We start from the raw sequence: 16,984 nt of genomic DNA on the forward strand, positions 1-16,984 counted from the left end.
GCGACGGGGGGTGCGGCGGCGGGGGCACGGCGGGCCGGGCCGACGTCAGCCCTGGCAGAGGCTCCGGCTGTAGTCGAAGGTCGCGGCGGCCTGCGAGTACTGCCACTGCGGGGCGAGCAGCCGCTCGTCGAGCTGGGCCGCCGCGCCTCGGTCCTCGACGACGTAGCCGAAGTCCTGCAGCCAGGCCGGGTAGAGGTTCTTGGAGCCGATGAAGAAGGCGGATCCGTCGACCGACACCAGCTTGTGGTGCAGGGCGTACGGGTGGCCGTCGGCCCAGGTCGGGGTCGCGGCGGCGCGGAACGGGGCGAGCTGGAGGGTGCGGCACATCGTCGCCTTCGCCTGCGCCGGGTCGCCGAGGCGGGCGGTGAGGCGGGCGGCCAGGGTGTCGCTGATCTCGTTCAGCGACTTGATCTGGGAGTAGCCGCCGCTGCCGACCGTGCCCCGGTTGCCGGGGTCGCTGACCACGATGCGGACCTTCACGCCCTCGGCCATCCGGGCCGCGAGCAGGTCGAAGAGCCGCACGTCGTAGCGGGGCAGCGGCGGGCAGGTGCCGGTCACGTCCTGCTGGGAGATGTCGATCCGGCTGCCGGCGCCCGCGATCAGCGCGCGCAGGGCGGCCTCCTCCGGGTTGACCGTCTCGTAGTCGCGGTCGCCGTTGGTGTTGTCGTGCAGGCCGATCGGTCCGCAGGTGAGGTCGCCGGGGGTGGCGACCGGCTCCGGGCGGTAGCCGGAGGCCGGGTCGCGGTCGCGGATCCCGACGCCGAGGCCGCCGACGGCGATCACCGGCACCGAGCCGGTGGCGGGCACCCGGTCGGCCGGCGGGTTGAGGCGCCGCTCCAGGTCGGGGGTGCAGGCGGCGCCCCGGGTGGAGGCGAACCAGGCCGCCGAGAACGTGCCGGTGTTGCGGCAGGTCCAGTCCCACAGGGTGTCCAGGTAGGCGCCGGCCGAGGCGGCGGCCGGACCGTTCAGCGCCAGGTCGACGTCGGTGACCGGGTGGGCGGTGTCGAGGTAGTCGTTCTTCCAGTTGTTGATCCCGCCGGTGACCACGCTCTGCCCGTCGACGACCAGCAGCTTGGAGTGGTTCCAGGAGAACGCGGTCTTGGCGGTGGTCATCGAGGCGACTTCGAGGGTGACCCGGTCGGCGTCGGGGCCGAGCTTGGCGACCAACGAGTCCCGGTACTTCGAGGGGAGCGCGGTGATGTTGTACAGCGGCGCGGCCCCGGCGAGGATCCGTACGTGCGGGGTGTTCCCGGCGGCCACCGAGGCCTTGAGGCCGGCCACGATGGCGTCCTGGAACGCGCCCTCCGGGAACGGCGCGAGCGTCGAGATGTCGACGGTCCTGGTCGCCCGGGCTATGTTCTCCCGCATCCGGTCGAGCAGCCGCCGGGTGCCGGTGCGCTCGGTGCAGGCGGGGTCGCCCCAGCAGCCGGGGGTCTGGAGCAGCCAGCCGCCGGGGTCGTCGGCGGGCGCGTCGAGCCGGTTGCCCGCCGTGCGCTGCCACACCGCCCCTTCCAGGCCGGGGGACACCTGGCGCAGGGCCCGCTCCACCGCGTCCAGGTAGGGGGTGGCGCCGGCCTGCGCGGCCGGGGCCGCGACCGGGGCGGGTGCGGGAGCCGGGTCGGCGAACGCGGGGGCGGCGGGCAGCGCGCAGACGGCGGTGACGAGGGCCAGCGCCGAACCGGCGAGACGGCGGCCGGAACGGCGGGGCTGGTGATCGAGCACGTACGGGTCCTTCAGCAGGGGCCGGGGGTGTTCACCCGGGCGACATCGTCGGATTACCCAAGGGTAACCTGATGTGATGTCAGGATCCTGCCAAGGCCGTCGCCGCAGACCCCGGCGGTCGGCAGCACACGTACCAACCACCGCGCCCCGGGAAGGAGTTGACTCCGACCCGGGGCGCGAGATGATTTTCCGTCAGGCCCGGAGCCCGGTCAGCCGTCGCTCTCCGGGGACGGCAGGTACGCGCCGGGCACGTCGTTCGGCGCGTGGATCACCGCCTCACCCGGGTAGGGCGCCGTCCAGCCGTGCGTCTGGTACCACACCAGGTGCTCCATCTGCGCCGGGTTCGCGCGGTCCGGCGCCGCGTTCGGACCGGTCAGCCGCTGCCGGGACTTCCACTCCTCCCACTGGGCCGCGACGCCCTGCTGCGCGGCCGGCGGCGCGGTCGCGGCCGGCACCGCCGCCGCGCCCGGGTCCGGCGCCCCGGGGACGTCCACGCCGCACGGGGGCGGCGTCTTCAGGCCGTCGGTCAGCGCGGTCCGGTTGGGCACCGCGGTGAACGGCGTGAAGTCCGGCCGGTCGGTGAACGCCGTGGCCATCGGGCTGGCCGCGCTGTCCTTCTGGTTCATCGGGTGGATCCCGAGGATCTGCTCGATCGTGCGGACCATCGTGATCTGCGAGTAGTAGCGGCTGTCCACGGCCCCGTGCTGCGCCCAGGGGCTGACGACCTGGATCGGGGCGCGGTGGCCGTCGACGTGGTCGAGGCCGGCCTGGGAGTCGTCCTCGACGACGAAGACCGCCGAGTCCTTCCAGTACTCGCTGTGCGAGATCTCGTCGATGATCCGCCCGGTCGCCAGGTCGTTGTCGGCGACCTGCGCGGCCGGGCTCGCCGGGCCGCCGGTGTGGTCGCTGGACAGCCACAGCATGTTCAGGTCCGCCGGGCCGTTCTGCTCGAAGTCCTGCTTCCAGACCTGGTACCGGTACAGGTCCGGCACGCTGGTGTCGAACTTCGGGAAGCCGGGCACGGACACGCTGTTGAGCGACGGGATCGGCGACGAGGACTCCAGCGTGTACGCGCTGTCCTGCCCGGTCCGCGCCATGTCCTTGGCGTCGCAGTACAGGTTCTGCCAGCTCGCGCCGTCGGGCTTGGTCAGGAACTGGTGGAACTCCCCGAAGTCGCGCACGGACCGGCCCGCCGCCTGCGCCCCCGTCCACAGGAAGCCCGAGCGCTGGTGCCCCAGCGCGTCGTCCTCGGTGTCGTAACTGCGCTCGTACTCGCCCGCCGAGGACTCGGTGTACTCCGGGTTGTCCGCCTGCATCAGCCAGTTGTGGCCCTCGGCGGAGTTGGTGCCGATGTCGTAGGTGTTGTCGTAGAGCCCGAACTGCTCGGCCAGCGCGTGCTGGTTCGGCGTCACGTTCGCGCCGAACTGGGCCAGCTTCGGATCGCCGTTGCCCTTCGCGACGTCGCCGAAGAGCTGGTCGTAGGTCCGGTTCTCCTTGACGATCAGGAAGACGTGCTTGATCGGCGACGGGTCGCCGATCCGGTCCGGCACCGGCACCGGCTTCGCCTTGCGGCCGTTCGCCGTCCTGACCGCGCCGCCGGTCCAGCCGTTCTGCCGGAAGACCTTGGCGGTCTGGGAGCGGATCTCCCGGTCACCGGGCAGGGTGAACCGGGTCAGGCTGGAGGTGGTGTCGTGGGTGTTGTGCGCGCCGGTGCTGTTGGGCCGCCGCGCGTCGACGCCACGGGTGTTGGAGACGATGACCTGGTTGCCGACGGTGGCGATCTCCGCCGGGAAGTAGTCCGTGGGCAGCAGGCCGACGTAGCTCACCGGCTCCTGGGCGCCGCCGAAGCGGTAGACGGCCACCGCGTCGGCGCGGCCGAGGGTGACCAGCAGGCGCCCGTCGTCGGTGAGGGCCAGGGCGGTCGGCTCGTAGCCCACCGAGGCCTCCGGCCACGGCTTGGTGGAGACGGTCTGCACGACCTTCCCGCGCCCGGTGTCGATCACCGACACCTCGTCGCTGCCGGTGTCGGCGACGAACAGCGTGCCGTTCCTGGCGTACAGCGCCGTCGGGTGCAGGCCGACGGCGATGGACCGGACAGCAGCGGTCGGGTCCGCGAGGTCGATCACGCTGACCGTGCCGGTGGTCGTGGCACCGGTGTCCTGGTCGGCCGGCACCTGCGTGCCGTAGGAGTTCAGCGTGTCGTCGTCGGCCGTGGCCGGGCGCCCGCCCTCGTTGCCGACGTACAGCTCGTGGCCGACCCGGACGATGCCGCGCGGGGCGTTGCCCACCGTCCAGCTGTGCCCGACCGCGCCGGTCGCCGCGTCGATCGCGACCACCCGGTTCTGCCCGTTGACCGCCGCGTACACCGTCGAACCGTCGGCGGAGAAGACCGCCCCGGACGCCAGCGCGTGCTTGTCCCCGTCGGCCGGGATCGGCACCGCCACCGGGTTCGCCAGGGATCCGTCGGCGTTCACGGTGAACCTGGTGTAGCCGTCGAGCTGGCCCAGCCACAGCTGCCTGCCGTCCGGCGAGTACACCGGGGACTCCTGGCCGACGGCGCCGCTCGGGATGCGCAGGTCGTCGGCCTTCGCGGTGCCGACGCGCTGCCGCACCTTCCCGGTCCTCAGATCCACCACGACCAGCGCCGCGTCACCGTCGGCGACCGACGCGGCCAGGTGCCCGCCGTCCGGGCTGACCGCGGACCCCATCAGCTTGCCGTCGTCGATGACCAGCCGGCTGCCGTACGGGGCGATGTACTGGTCGCTGGATATCACCTGGCCGTCGGCGGTGACCTCGCCGACCCGGTCGGTGCCGAACTGGTGGGTGGCCGCGAAGGCCGTGCCGGTGGCCACGGCCACCGCCGTGACGCACGCCGTGGCGAGCGTGGCACGGCGGCCCAGCCGTCGGTCGTGGGCGGCGGAGTGCTCTCTCGGGGAACGTCGACGACGCGTCACCTGCATGGCGTCATCCCTTCGTCGGGTCGGGGCAGTCGGGGAAGTACGGGAGGTGCGGGGAGAGCGCGGTGCGGGAGGTGCGGGAGGTGCGGAAGGTACGGGGTGTACGGGTCGTGCGGTGTTCCGCGCGCCCGGTCAGTCCGTGCCGGAGGAGAGCAGTCCGACCCGGCCGTCGAACTGCCACAGCGGATTCGGCGCGTCGCCCGCCGGGGTGTGCACCAGGAAGTAGCCGTTCACTTCCTTCGGCCCGTCGCCGTCGGCCGTCAGCCGGCCGTCCGAGGCCACGTCGAGCTGGTAGACCGCGGTGCCCGGCGCGTCCGTGCCCGGCAGGTGCCAGGTGACCACGCAGCGCCAGTCGTTGCCCGGCCCCTGCGGGTCGACCTGTCCGTCGCCCCGCTCGCACGCCGCCGTGACCCGCAGCCCGTCCTCGGTGACGGCGGGGCGGTGCAGTTCAGCGGTCTGCAACCGGTACAGGTGCGCGAACACGGTGGCCACCGACTGCTGCACCTTCGCCTGCGAGATCCCCGAGCCCGTCGAGGGCCTGGCCACCGCCACCGCCCCGAAGGCCAGCACCAGCAGCCCCGCCAGCGGCAGCACGGCGGCGGCGAGCGTCCGGCGCCCCGCCCCGTCCTCGCTGCCGGTGGTGAAGTCCCGCCGTACGAAGAGCCGGTGGGCCAGCGCGGTCGCCACCACCGCCCAGACCAGGCTGACCGCGATCGCGACCAGCAGCTCGTCCGGCCGCGCCGGGTCGGCGAACAGCCCGTTCCAGGCGACGAAGGCGTAGCCGGGCAGCGCGAGGCGCAGCGCCACCGGCAGCGGCAGCATCTGCGCGAGCTGCATCGCGACGGCCGTCAGCGCGGGGACCAGCAGCCCCATCGGCGAGCGGCCCAGAAGAACGGACCCGAGCAGCCCGATCGCCGCCAGCGCGAGCGTGGGCGCCAGCGCGCACCCCCAGGCCAGCAGCACACTGCCGGCCGCGTCCGACGGCGACAGCAGGTGCCCGTCCACGCCGACCAGCGGTTCGTTCCCGACCGCCGCCAGCCCGCCGACCGTGCTCGACACCACCAGTGCGGCCACCAGCAGCACGATCACGGTCGCGCTCGCCGACGCCTTCGCCGCGAAGATCCGCCCGGGCGAACGGACCGTCACCAGCAGGTGCCGCCACGTCCCGAGCCGGTCCTCGGCGGCGAACACGTCGCCGGCGACCACGGAGGTCAGCAGGGGCAGCGCCCACGATCCCGCGAACCCCAGCACCACCAGCGGGCCGGCCCAGCCGGTGGCGTGCATCCAGCGGCCGAACAGTGTGTCGGACGGCAGCGTGCCCTGCTGGGCGACGGCGGCCACGAACAGGCCCGGCGCGGTCCAGCAGGCCAGCACCAGCAGCCGGATCCGCCACTGCGAGACCAGCTTGACCAGCTCGAAGCGGTAGACCCGGCCCACCGGCACCGGGCGGGCGTCCGGTCCGGCGGGTGGCGCGGCGGGTGGGACTGCGGATGGGGCGGCCACGGGCGTCGGAGTGCCCGGGGTCGCCGCAGTGCCCTTGCCCGTACCCGCACCCGTACCCGTGCCCGTGCTCATTGCTCCCCCTCGTGCCGCTGCCCGGTCAGGGCGAGGTAGGCGGCCTCCAACGGCGGTACCACGGGCGCGACTTCGCGCACCCGGACGTCCGCGTGCACCAGCGCGGCCACCAACCGTTCGACGGCCGGGCCCGATCCGCGGACGACCAGCGCCCCGGGGCCCTGCGCCGCCTCCGCCGCCGCCTCCGTGTCCGTCTCGGCCGCCGGCCGGACGCCCGCTATCCCGGCGGCCACCCGTCGGGCGGCCCGCGGATCGGAGACCCGCAGCCGGTGGTCCGCCTCGCGGCCGCCGGAGGCCAGTCCCTCCAGCGGGCCGGAGTAGCGGACCCGCCCGGTCGCCAGGATGGTGACCTCGTCGCACAGGGCTTCGAGGTCGTCCATCCGGTGGCTGGACAGCACCACGGCCACCCCCTCGGCGGCGAGCCGCCGCAGCGTCCCGTGCACATGCCGCTTGCCCGCCGGGTCCAGGCCGTTGGACGGCTCGTCGAGCACCAGCAGCCTCGGCTCGGTGAGCAGCGCCGCGGCCAGTCCGAGCCGCTGCCGCATGCCCAGCGAGAACCCCCGCACCCGGTCGTCGGCGACGTCCGTCAGCCCGACCTCGGCCAGCACCCGGTCGATCCGCCCCGCCGGGGTGCCCGGCCCGCGCAGCGCCGCCAGCGCGGCCAGGTTCCGCCGCACGGTCAGCGACGGGTACAGCCCGGGCCCGTCCACGAATCCGGCCACCCCGGGCGGCGCGGCCGTACCCCGTCCGACCGGCCTGCCCAGCACCTCCAGCTCGCCGCCGTCCGCGACGGCCAGGCCGAGCAGCAGTCCGAGCAGCGTCGTCTTCCCGGCACCGTTCGGCCCGGCCAGCCCGTGGATCCGCCCGGGCACCAGCTCCAGGTCCACGCCGTCGAGCGCCACGACCTCACCGAAGCACTTCGTCAGTCCACGTGCCCGTACGGCCCGTTGCTTCTCGTCCATAGCCCCTTCTCGCCGTCCCCCAGGGAAGGTAGGGCCTTGACGGGGCGCAGTCAGGAGCGGGCGCTTGAACGCCGGGGGAACACCAGGCGGCCGACCCTCGGGGGCGTTGTGGAGCAGCGGCCCAGGACTGCGGGGCGGCCGGGGACGCGCTGATGAGCACCGTGGTGAGCGCCATGGTGAGCGCCGTGGTGAGCACCGCCAACAGGCGCTCCGGGAGGCGCTGTTCGGGCCCGACCGGCGGCAAACCGACCGGGTTCGAGGCGTAGGCGGATCGGATCCACCCTTGTATCTTCAAAACCATGAGCACCCCGCTGCCCTCCGGTGCGGGCACCCCGCTGCCCGCCGCGCTCGCCGCCCACGTCGGGCCGCTGCCCGCCGGGGTCACCCTGCCGCTGCCGCCGAGCTTCGACTCGCCGGCGGCCGAGCGCCGCTACCGCAAGGAACAACTCGCGGCCGGCTTCCGCCTGTTCGGCCGCTTCGGCTTCTCCGAGGGGGTGGCCGGGCACATCACCGTGCGCGACCCGGAGCACCCCGACCGCTTCTGGGTGAACCCGTTCGGGATGCCCTTCAGCCTGATCAAGGCCTCGGACCTGCTCCTCGTCGACCACGAGGGCACCCTGCTGCACGGCAGCCGGCCGGTGAACCGCGCCGCGTTCGTCATCCACTCCCAGGTGCACGCGGCCCGCCCGGACGCGGTCGCGGCGGCCCACGCCCACTCGCTGCACGGGAAGGCCTTCTCCAGCCTCGGCATCCCGCTCGGCCCGCTCACCCAGGACGCCTGCGCGTTCTTCGAGGACCACGGGCTGTACAGCGACTACCGGGGCGTGGTGAACGAGACCGAGGAGGGGAAGCGGATCGCGGCCGCGCTCGGCGCGCACAAGGCGGTGATCCTGCAGAACCACGGCCTGTTGACGGTCGGTCAGTCGGTCGCCGAGGCCGTCTGGTGGTTCGTCACGATGGAGCGCTCCTGCCAGGCGCAGCTGCTCGCGATGGCGGCCGGCACCCCGAAGCCGATCGACCGGGAGACCGCGCTGATCACCCGGGGACAGATCGGCAGCCACCTGGCCGGGTGGTTCCAGGCGCAGCCGCTGTTCGAGCAGATCGGCGCGTCCGACCCGGACCTGGCGGACTGACCCGGCCCCGCCCCTCCACCCGGCGGACGGATAGCCGCCGGCTGAGGGGCGGCGCCTCGGTGGTCGGCACGTGGGTGCCGGCACGTGGGTGCCGGCGCACGGGTGCCCGGGTGTCGGCGCCCGGGTGTCGGCGCCCGGCTGTCGCCGCCAGGGTGGATGCTTGACAAGCTCAACCTTTCAGGCCTAGCGTCACCCCGCTTGCTTCACCTCATGAAGCATCGGGCGCTCGAACCACCCGGGGCGCCGCAGGACCCGCACCACTGGAGACCAGTCCATGACCCCGCTCGACCACGGCACGGCCGTCGCCGCCGAGACCGCCCGCCTCGTCGCCGCCGTCCGGCACGCCGACCCGGCGCTTCCGGTACCCGGCTGCCCGGGCTGGACCCTCGCCGACCTCGTCCGCCACACCGGCAGCGTCCAGCGCTGGTTCACCGTCCTGCTCCGGCAGCGGATCCAGGAGCCGCCGCGCAGCCGCGACGTCGACCTGCGGCTGCCCGAACGGCCGGAGGACTACCCGGGCTGGCTGGCCGAGGCCGCCGAGCAGGCCGCCTCGACGTTCGCGCAGACCGACCCCGACGGGCCGATGTGGGCCTGGGGTGCCGACCAGCACGCCCGGTTCTGGGTGCGCCGGATGCTCTTCGAGACCCTCGTCCACCGCGCCGACGCCGAGACCGCGCTCGGGCTGACCCCCGTCATCGAGCCCGCCCTCGCGGCCGACGGCGTCGACGAGTTCCTCACCAACCTGCCCTCCGCCGCCTCCTTCGCGCCCGGGACCACCGCCCTGCGCGGCGAGGACCGGACCATCCGCTTCACCCGCACCGACGGGGACGGCGACTGGCTGGTACGGCTGCGCCCCGACGGCTTCGGCCTCGACCCGGCCGGCGCCGGCACGACCGCCGACGCCACCGTCCGGGCCGGCGCCGCCGACCTGCTGCTGGCGCTCTACGGACGGCTCGACCCCGGCTCCGACCGCGTCGAGCTGTCCGGCGACGAGGAGCTCTCGGCGCACTGGTTCGCCAACTCGGCCTTCTGACCCGGCCACAAGGCCCCGGGCGCCGGTGACCGGCGCCCGGGGCCTCGGCATTCCCGGCCCCACCCCGGCCCCACCCCGGCCCCGCCCCGGCCCCGCCCCGGCGCGGAACCCGTTCGTGTCCCGGTCGCACGCCACCGCGAATCCCCGGGCGCACGCCGTCGGGCGGAGCGGCGCGCCGACGGCTGCGCCGGATCTGCGCCGGGAGGGATCCGGCCACGGCGGGGATTCCGCCGTCGACGGTGTGCCGCCGAACGGTCCGCGCCGACCGGAAGCCTCCCGTGACGCCGGCCCGGGAGGCGCCGGCGAGCCGCTTCGGCGGCCGCCCGAAGGGGTGGTGTACCGACCGCGCCGCGCGACCTGCGCCCCCGTCCGACCGCCGTCGAAGATCCGGCAGCGGGGCGGAGTCGCCCGGCCACCCGGAGCGATCATCACAGGTGAGGGCGATGCCAATCATGCGGACCAATATTCCGGTGGGATATTCAGCCAAACATCTCTTAGGCCCTGGCGTCCGCCCCGAGCCCCGGAACAGACTCTCCCCGGGCCGCTCACAAGCCGCCCCGGCCTCCCACCCGAGGCCTTCACAGGTGCGACCCCCCTCTCCCAGGTTCTCCCCCGGCCCAGCGGTGTTCGTGCGCCCGGACGACGGCGCGCGGTCCCGCTGCTCGACGCCCCCTGGAGGATTCCCATGGACATGCGCTACGAGGCGTACTCCTACGCCGATCCGCTCTTCTACGACTCGCCGGTCCGCTGGGCCACGCTGGAGGAGTTCCCCGCCGCGGGCGAGCCGGCGCCGCCCGGCTGGACACGCAGCACCCGCGAGGTGTGGGTGGGCCTCCAGCCCGACGACCTCCGGCTCCCCGAGCAGGGCTGGAAGGTCCACGTCTCCGCACGCATGGACAACGCCCCGCGGATCCTGGACGTCGTACGCGACCACTGCTTCGCCCACCGCACGGCGTTCAAGTTCCTGCGCAGCCCGGCCCTGGTCCAGACCCAGAACGCGAAGTACGCCCCGCGCGGTTCCAGCGGCAAGTTCATGACGCTCTACCCCGTCGGCGACGACGCCCTGGAACGATGTCTCGACGACCTCGACCGCGCCCTCGACGGCGAGCCCGGACCGTACATCCTCAGCGACCTGCGCTGGCGGCAGGGACCGCTGTACGTCCGCTACGGCGGATTCACCGAACAGTTCTGCCGCACCGAGACCGGCGAGCTCGTCCTCGCCTTCCGCGAGCCCTCCGGCGCACTGCGCCCGGACGTGCGGCGCGCCGTCTTCGAGGTCCCGCCGTGGGCGCCGGTGCCCGCCGTCCTCGCCCAGGCCCTGGCCAACCCGGCCCGCACCAGCACGGACGACTTCCCCTACACGGTGGAACGCGCCCTGCACTTCTCCAACGGCGGCGGCATCTACCTCGGCCGGCCCACCGACGGCGGCCCCCAGGTCGTGCTGAAGGAGGCCCGGCCCTACGCCGGCCTGGACCAGCGCGGCGAGGACGCCGTCCGCCGCCTCGGCCGCGAGCACGACATCCTGCGACGGCTGAGCGGCCTCGACGTCGTCCCGGAGGTCCTCGGCTACCTCACCGCGTGGGAGCACCACTTCCTGGTCCAGGAGTACGTGGAGGGCGAGCCCCTGCACCGGTGGTTCGGGCTGAACTACCCGCTGGTGCACCCGCAGGCGGACGCGGCAGCCGTCGACGCCTACCGGACCGAGGCGCTGCGCGTCCTCGACCGGGTGACCGAGGGCCTGCGGGCGATCCACGAGCGCGGCATCGTGTTCGGCGACCTCCACCCGCGCAACCTGATCGTCCGGCCGGACGGCGGCGTCACCTTCGTCGACTTCGAACTCTCCTCCCCCGTCGACGAGTTCATCAGGCCCGCGCTCGGCGCGGCCGGCTTCGCGGCACCGCCCGGACTGAGCGGCTTCGCGGTCGACGAGCACGCGCTCGCCGCCATCCGCCTGTGGCTGTTCCTGCCGCTCATGCCGCTGACCGTCCTCGACCCCGGGAAGGCGCGCACCCTCGTCCGGGCCGCACGGGAGCGGTTCGCGCTGCCCCCGCACCTGCTGCCGGACCCGCCCGCCGCCACGTCACCCTCCACCGTCTCCGCCCCCGCCGCCGTCGCGGCCCCGGACGGCGCGTTCGAGGACCTGCTGGACGCGGAACCCGGCAGCTGGCCCCGGCTGCGCGCCGCACTCACCGCCGCCATCACCGCCGGCGCGACACCGGACCGCACCGACCGGCTCTTCCCCGGCGACCCGGGCCAGTTCACCCATGACGGACTGGGCCTGTCCTACGGCGCGGCCGGCGTCCTCTGGGCCCTGCACACCACCGGCGCCGAGCCCGACCCCGACCACGTCCGCTGGCTGACCGACGCCGTGCACCGGGAACCCTGCCGGCCCGGACTGTTCATCGGCGCACACGGCGTCGCCTACGTCCTGGACCTGCTCGGCCGCCGCACCGAGGCGCTCGACCTGCTCGCCCGGCTGGCCAAGGACGACCCCGACGGCCTCGGCCCCGACCTGGCCGGCGGTCTGGCCGGGATCGGCCTGACGCTGCGCCACTTCGCCCGGGCCACCGGCGACAGCTCGCTGCACAGCGCCGCGGTGGACGCCGCCGAACGCGCCGTCGGCCGCCTCGGGCTCCACCTGCCGGACGGCGCCACCCCCCGGGCCGGAGACCGCACCGGCCTGCTGCACGGCCCCAGCGGAACAGCCCTCCTGCTGCTACGCCTCCACCAGGACTCCGGGGACGACGCGCTGCTCGACCTCGCCCGGCGCGCCCTCGACCGCGACCTCGCCCGCTGCGTCCTCGCCGAGGACGGCAGCCTCCAGGTCGACGACGGCACCCGGGTCCTGCCCTACCTGGAAACCGGCAGCGCCGGCATCGCCGCCGTCCTCCACGCCTACCTGCTGCGCCGCCCGGACGACTCGCTGGCCGAACGACTGGCACAGATCCGGGCCGCCGCCGAACCCGAGTTCATCGTCCAGTCGGGCCTGTTCAACGGACGGGCCGGCCTGATCGCCCTGCTCCGGCAGGCGCAGACGGCGCCGGGCGCGGGCACCGCGCACGCCGACGTGATCCGGCGCCACATCCGACGGCTCGCCTGGCACGCCATCCCCTACCGGGGACACCCCGCCTTCCCGGGCGAGCAGCTGCTCCGGCTCTCGATGGACCTGGCCACCGGCAGCGCCGGCGTGCTGGCCGCGCTCGGATCGGTGTTCGCGGACACCCCTCCGATGCCCTTCTGGCCCACCGCCGAGGCCCCGGACGGGCCCCGCGCCGGCCGCGCCTGACCGACACCCCCGCACTCCTCCGCCGCCCGGGCCCTCCGGTACGAGCCTGCCGTCAGGCCCGCTCGCCCGCCCCGCCCGCCCGGGCCATCCACCCGGCACGCCGGACGCGTCCCGTCCCGGCGGCCCACCCCCGCGGCGATCCCGCCGCCCATGAGTTCCGGCTGCCTGCCGGAAGCACCGCACCACCACCCGATGGGAGTCCACCATGTCGATCCTCAGCCTCCAGGCCCTCGAGACCGCCGACGAGACCGTCGAGTACCGCTCCATCCTCAGCTCGCTGAGCGCCGTCAACTGCACCAACAGCACCGTCAGCACCCTGCTCTGCCTCTGAGCACCCGCCGGCTGCGGGCCCGTCCCGCAGCCGGAGTCCGGAGCGGACCGGCCCCGATGGTCAGGGGCCGGCCCGCCGAGGACGAAGCCGGGCCCCGGTCCCACGGCCGGGGCCCGGTCCCCGTTCCAGGGCCGTCCCCGCCGCCGCGCCGGGCGGGCACCCGTCCGGAGGTCCCCGTGCCGACCGACCCCTCCCCGACCACCGCACCGATGACCGACGAACCGGCGGCGACCGTACCGGCGGCCACCTCACCGACGACCGACGAACCGGCGGCGACCGCACCGGCGACCACCGCACCGGCGGCCGACGAACCGCCCCGGGGCGGGCTGCGCCCGGTGCTCGCCCTCACCCGCCGCTGGTCGGCGGTGATGGCCGCCGCGGTCGCCACCAGCACGGCCGCGACCCTGGCCCTGCCCGCCGTCCTCGCCCACGCCGTCGACGCGGCCCTGTCCGGCGCGGGCACCCCGGGCGTCCTGCCACTCGCCGCGACGCTCGTGCTGCTGGCCGGCTCCGAGGCCCTCGGCCAGTACGCCGGCCCCAGGATCTCCGCCGACGCCACCGCACGGCTGCGCGCGGACGCGGTGCGCCGGGTGCTGGCCGGCAGCCCGCTCGGGGCGCACCGGCTCCCGGTCGGCGACGTCGCGGCGCGACTGACCGCGAGCGCCCCGCAGGCCTCCCTCGCCGCCCCGGCCGTCGTCTACTCGGTCGCCCAACTCGCCATGGCCGCAGCCGCATCGGTCGCCCTGGCGGTCCTCGCGCCGACCGCCGCGCTCGCCTTCCTCGGCACCGCCCCGCTCGGGTACGCGGTGATCCGCCGCCAGCTGCGCCGGACGACCCGGCTCGGCGAGGGCTACCAGCGGGCCCAGGCCGACCTCGCGGCCCGGCTCCTCGACGCCGTCGCCGGCAGCCGCAGCATCGCCGCCGCCCGCGCGGTGGACCGCGAGGTCGCACGCGTGCTGCGGCCCGTGCCCGAGCTGTCCCGGCACGGTCGGGAGCTCTGGGACAGCCAGCGCCGGATCGCCTGGTGCTCCGCCCTGCTCGCCCCGGTGACCCAGCTCGCCGTCCTGGCGGCGGCCGGAGCGGCGGTGGCCGGCGGCACGCTGTCCGTCGGCGGACTGCTGGCCTCGCTCGGCTACACCGGCATCGGTCTGGGCGGGTTCGGCGCCGCCCAGAGCCTGCTGGACGTCTCCCGGGCCCGCGCCGGGGCCGCCCGGCTCGCCGGCCTGCCGGACCCGTCGGCCCGCCTGCCGGACGGGTCGGCCCCCCCGCCGGGCGGCCGGCCGCTGCCTCCCGGCGACGGGAGCCTGGACCTGCGCCGGGTGGTCGTCCACGGGCCCGGCGGCCCGGTGCTCGACCGGCTCGACCTGGCGGTACCCGGCGGGTGCTGGCTCGCCGTGGTCGGCGCCGACGACGCCGCCTCCTCGGCGCTCGCCGCCGTCGCCGCCGGGCTCCTGGACCCGGACGAGGGCGCGGTGCTGCTCGACGGGGTCCCGCTCCGCGCCGTCCGCCCGGACGAGCTGCGCACCGCCGTCGCCTGCGCCTTCGCCGATCCCGCCCTGCCCGGCCCGACCGTCGGGGACGCCATCGGCCTGGGCCCGGCGCCCGTCCCGGCGGCGCGGATCCGCCGGGCCGCCCGGTCGGCCCGGGCCGACCCGTTCGTCCGCCGCCTCCCGGACGGCTACCGCACCCCGATGGACCGGGCCCCGTTCTCGGGCGGGGAGCGCCAACGGCTCGGGATCGCCCGGGCGCTGGTCCGGGACGCCCGGCTGCTCGTACTGGACGACGCGACCTCCTCCCTGGACGCGGCCACCGAGGCCCTGGTCCTGCGCGCCCTGCGCCGACGGGCCGCCGGCCGCACCCGGCTGACGGTCACCCGGCGCGCCGCGGTGGCCGCCCACGCCGACGCGGTGGCCTGGCTCTGCGAGGGCCGCGTCCGCGCGGTGGCCACCCACGAGGAACTGTCCGCCGTGCCTGCCTACCGGGCCCTCTTCGACGGCGGACCGGACCGGTGACCCCGCGCCCGCCGCCCCCGGGGTCCGTCGCACCCGGCGAACCGTCCGACGGCAGTCCGGCCCCTGACCCGAAAGGCGCCCCGATGCCCCCGACCGACCACGACCGGCCGGGCCGGCCCGGGCTGCGGCTGCTGCGCTCGGCCCTGGTCGGCGGCCGGCCCGCCGTGCTCCGGCTCCTCACCTGGTCGCTGCTCTCCGCCGCGCCCGCCCTGGTGTCCGGCAAGGCGCTGGCCCTGGCCGTCGACCAGGGCTTCGTCGCCGGGCGGCCGGGCCGGGCGGCGGCCTGGCTGGGCCTGTTCGCCGCGGTCTCGGCGGCCGGCGCGTGGGCGACCCGGCAGACGTACCCGTGGCTGGCCGAGGTCGTCGAGCCGATGCGCGACCGGCTGCTGGGCGGCGTGGTCTCCGGCATGCTGCACCGGGCCGCCTCCTCGCCGGGCCGGTCGGACGGCTCGGGAGCTGTCGCGGTCGCCCGGCTCACCCGCCAGGTCGAGGCCGTCCGGGACACCGTCGCGGGCCAACTGCTGGTCGTCTCGCACTTCGCCCTGACCGCCGTCGCCGTGGTGGCCGGCAGCGCCGCCCTCGCGCCCGCCGCCGGCGTCCTGATCGCCGGCCCGCTGCTGCTCTCGCTCGTCGCGTTCGCGGCCCTGGCCCCGGCGACCGCCCGGCGCCAGCGGGAGGCCTTCGCCGCCGAGGAGGAGCTGGCCCGGTCCTGCGCCGAGGCCCTCCGGGCGCTGCGCGACCTGGTCGCGTGCGGCGCCCGGGAGGCGGCGGAGCGCGAGGTGCTGGCCGGCGTCGCGGCGAACGAGGCGGCCGGCCGGGCCCTCGCCCGGCTGGCGGGCGCGCGCCGCCTGACCGTGTCCCTGGGCGCGCACCTGCCGCTGCTGCTGGTCGTCCTGGCCGCCCCGTCGCTGGTCGGTCGCGGGCTGACGCCGGGCGCCGTGGTCGGTGTGCTGGCGTACCTGACGGGCACCCTGGAGCCCGCCCTGCGCCTGCTGGTGCAGGGCGCGGGCGCCTCCTGGCTCCGGCTGGCCGTGGCCGCCGACCGCCTCGCCTCGGCGAGCCGTCCGCTGCCGCCCGACGGCGGCACGACCGCGCCCTCCCCCGACCGGGCGGGCCCCGCCGGCGGCCCGCGCCCGGCGGACGGCTCCCTGGAACTCTCCGGCGTCTCCTTCGCCTACGGCGCCAACGCCGACCCGGTCCTCGACGGTTTCGACCTCGCGCTGCGCGACGGCGAGCACCTGGCGGTGGTCGGCCCGTCCGGCATCGGCAAGTCGACTCTCGCCGACATCCTGGCCGGCGTGGTGGCCCCGGACCGCGGGCGGGTGCTGCTCGGCGGGGTCGCGCCCGCCCGGATGACGGGCCCGGAGCTGGCCCGGGCCCGGGTGCTGCTCCCCCAGGACCCGTACGTCTTCGGCGGCACCGTCGCGGAGAACCTCCGCTGGCCGGCCCCGGACGCCCCGGCGGAGGCGGTACTGGCCGCCGTGGCCGCCGTCGGCGCGGACGCCCTGGTGGAGCGGCTGGGCGGTCCGGAGGGCCTGCTCGTCCCGGGCGCGCTCTCGGCCGGCGAGCGCCAGCTGATCGCCCTGGCCCGCGCCCACCTCTGCGACGCGCGACTGGTCATCCTCGACGAGGCGACCCGCCACCTCGACGCGGCCACGGAACTGCGGGTGGAGCGGGCCTTCCGGGCCCGGCCCGGCACGGTCGTCACCATCACGCACCGGACCGGCCCCGCCCGCCGCGCCGACCGGGTCCTGTTCCTGGACGGCTCACAGCCCCGGCTGGGGACGCACCGCGGCCTGCTGGCCGACGTGCCGGCCTACCGCCGGCTGACCGGCCTGACCAATCCGACCGACCTGACCGACCTGACCGCCGGAACCGACGAGGCGGACGAGGCGGACGAGGCGGACGGGACCGCCCGGACCGGCGGGGCCGCCGTGGCAGGGTGACACGCCCGCCGATGCGCCCGCCCGCGC

At 75.9% G+C, this 16,984-nt stretch carries 10 protein-coding genes; 6 read left to right on the forward strand and 4 right to left on the reverse strand.

The genetic code is table 11. From position 1 onward, the window contains the following. Window positions 1–45: 45 nt before the first annotated feature. The 4 genes from ACFQ6N_RS26035 to ACFQ6N_RS26050 all read right to left on the reverse strand — a co-directional run bounded on the left by ACFQ6N_RS26035 (window position 46) and on the right by ACFQ6N_RS26050 (window position 7,216). A complete protein-coding gene (locus ACFQ6N_RS26035; RefSeq protein ID WP_380653614.1) occupies window positions 46–1,722 on the reverse strand; it encodes a phospholipase in 1,677 nt (558 codons plus the stop codon). A gap of 209 nt (window positions 1,723–1,931) precedes the next feature. Then, on the reverse strand, window positions 1,932–4,682 hold the full coding sequence (locus ACFQ6N_RS26040; protein ID WP_380653617.1) for an alkaline phosphatase family protein: 2,751 nt from the start codon (window positions 4,680–4,682) through the stop codon (window positions 1,932–1,934). Between the two features lie 129 nt (window positions 4,683–4,811). Then, window positions 4,812–6,182, reverse strand: a complete 1,371-nt coding sequence (locus tag ACFQ6N_RS26045) for an ABC transporter permease (protein ID WP_380653619.1) — start codon at window positions 6,180–6,182, stop codon at window positions 4,812–4,814. A gap of 68 nt (window positions 6,183–6,250) precedes the next feature. Next, window positions 6,251–7,216, reverse strand: coding sequence for an ABC transporter ATP-binding protein (locus tag ACFQ6N_RS26050; RefSeq protein ID WP_380653621.1), 966 nt, complete (start codon window positions 7,214–7,216; stop codon window positions 6,251–6,253). Between the two features lie 299 nt (window positions 7,217–7,515). On the opposite strand from ACFQ6N_RS26050, the gene ACFQ6N_RS26055 reads away from it, so the two are divergent. From ACFQ6N_RS26055 to ACFQ6N_RS26080, 6 genes are all read left to right on the forward strand, one after another. After that, window positions 7,516–8,349: a class II aldolase/adducin family protein gene (locus ACFQ6N_RS26055; RefSeq protein ID WP_380653624.1), complete on the forward strand. Its 834-nt coding sequence runs from the start codon at window positions 7,516–7,518 to the stop codon at window positions 8,347–8,349. A 274-nt stretch (window positions 8,350–8,623) separates the two neighbouring features. Next, window positions 8,624–9,382, forward strand: a complete 759-nt coding sequence (locus ACFQ6N_RS26060; protein ID WP_380653626.1) for a maleylpyruvate isomerase family mycothiol-dependent enzyme — start codon at window positions 8,624–8,626, stop codon at window positions 9,380–9,382. A 685-nt stretch (window positions 9,383–10,067) separates the two neighbouring features. Further along, on the forward strand, window positions 10,068–12,668 hold the full coding sequence (lanKC, locus tag ACFQ6N_RS26065; RefSeq protein ID WP_380653629.1) for a class III lanthionine synthetase LanKC: 2,601 nt from the start codon (window positions 10,068–10,070) through the stop codon (window positions 12,666–12,668). 205 nt (window positions 12,669–12,873) lie between these two features. Then, the gene (locus ACFQ6N_RS26070; RefSeq protein WP_380653632.1) at window positions 12,874–12,999 is read left to right on the forward strand and encodes a SapB/AmfS family lanthipeptide; all 126 of its coding nucleotides are present in this window, start codon (window positions 12,874–12,876) and stop codon (window positions 12,997–12,999) included. 176 nt (window positions 13,000–13,175) lie between these two features. Next, a complete protein-coding gene (locus ACFQ6N_RS26075) occupies window positions 13,176–15,011 on the forward strand; it encodes an ATP-binding cassette domain-containing protein (RefSeq protein ID WP_380653635.1) in 1,836 nt (611 codons plus the stop codon). Window positions 15,012–15,094: 83 nt separating this feature from the next. Beyond that, entirely contained in the window at window positions 15,095–16,957 is a 1,863-nt protein-coding gene (locus ACFQ6N_RS26080) for an ATP-binding cassette domain-containing protein (protein WP_380653638.1), read from the forward strand. Window positions 16,958–16,984: the final 27 nt, after the last annotated feature.

The organism is Kitasatospora sp. NPDC056446, assembly GCF_042796115.1.
In the GTDB taxonomy this organism is placed as follows: domain Bacteria; phylum Actinomycetota; class Actinomycetes; order Streptomycetales; family Streptomycetaceae; genus Kitasatospora.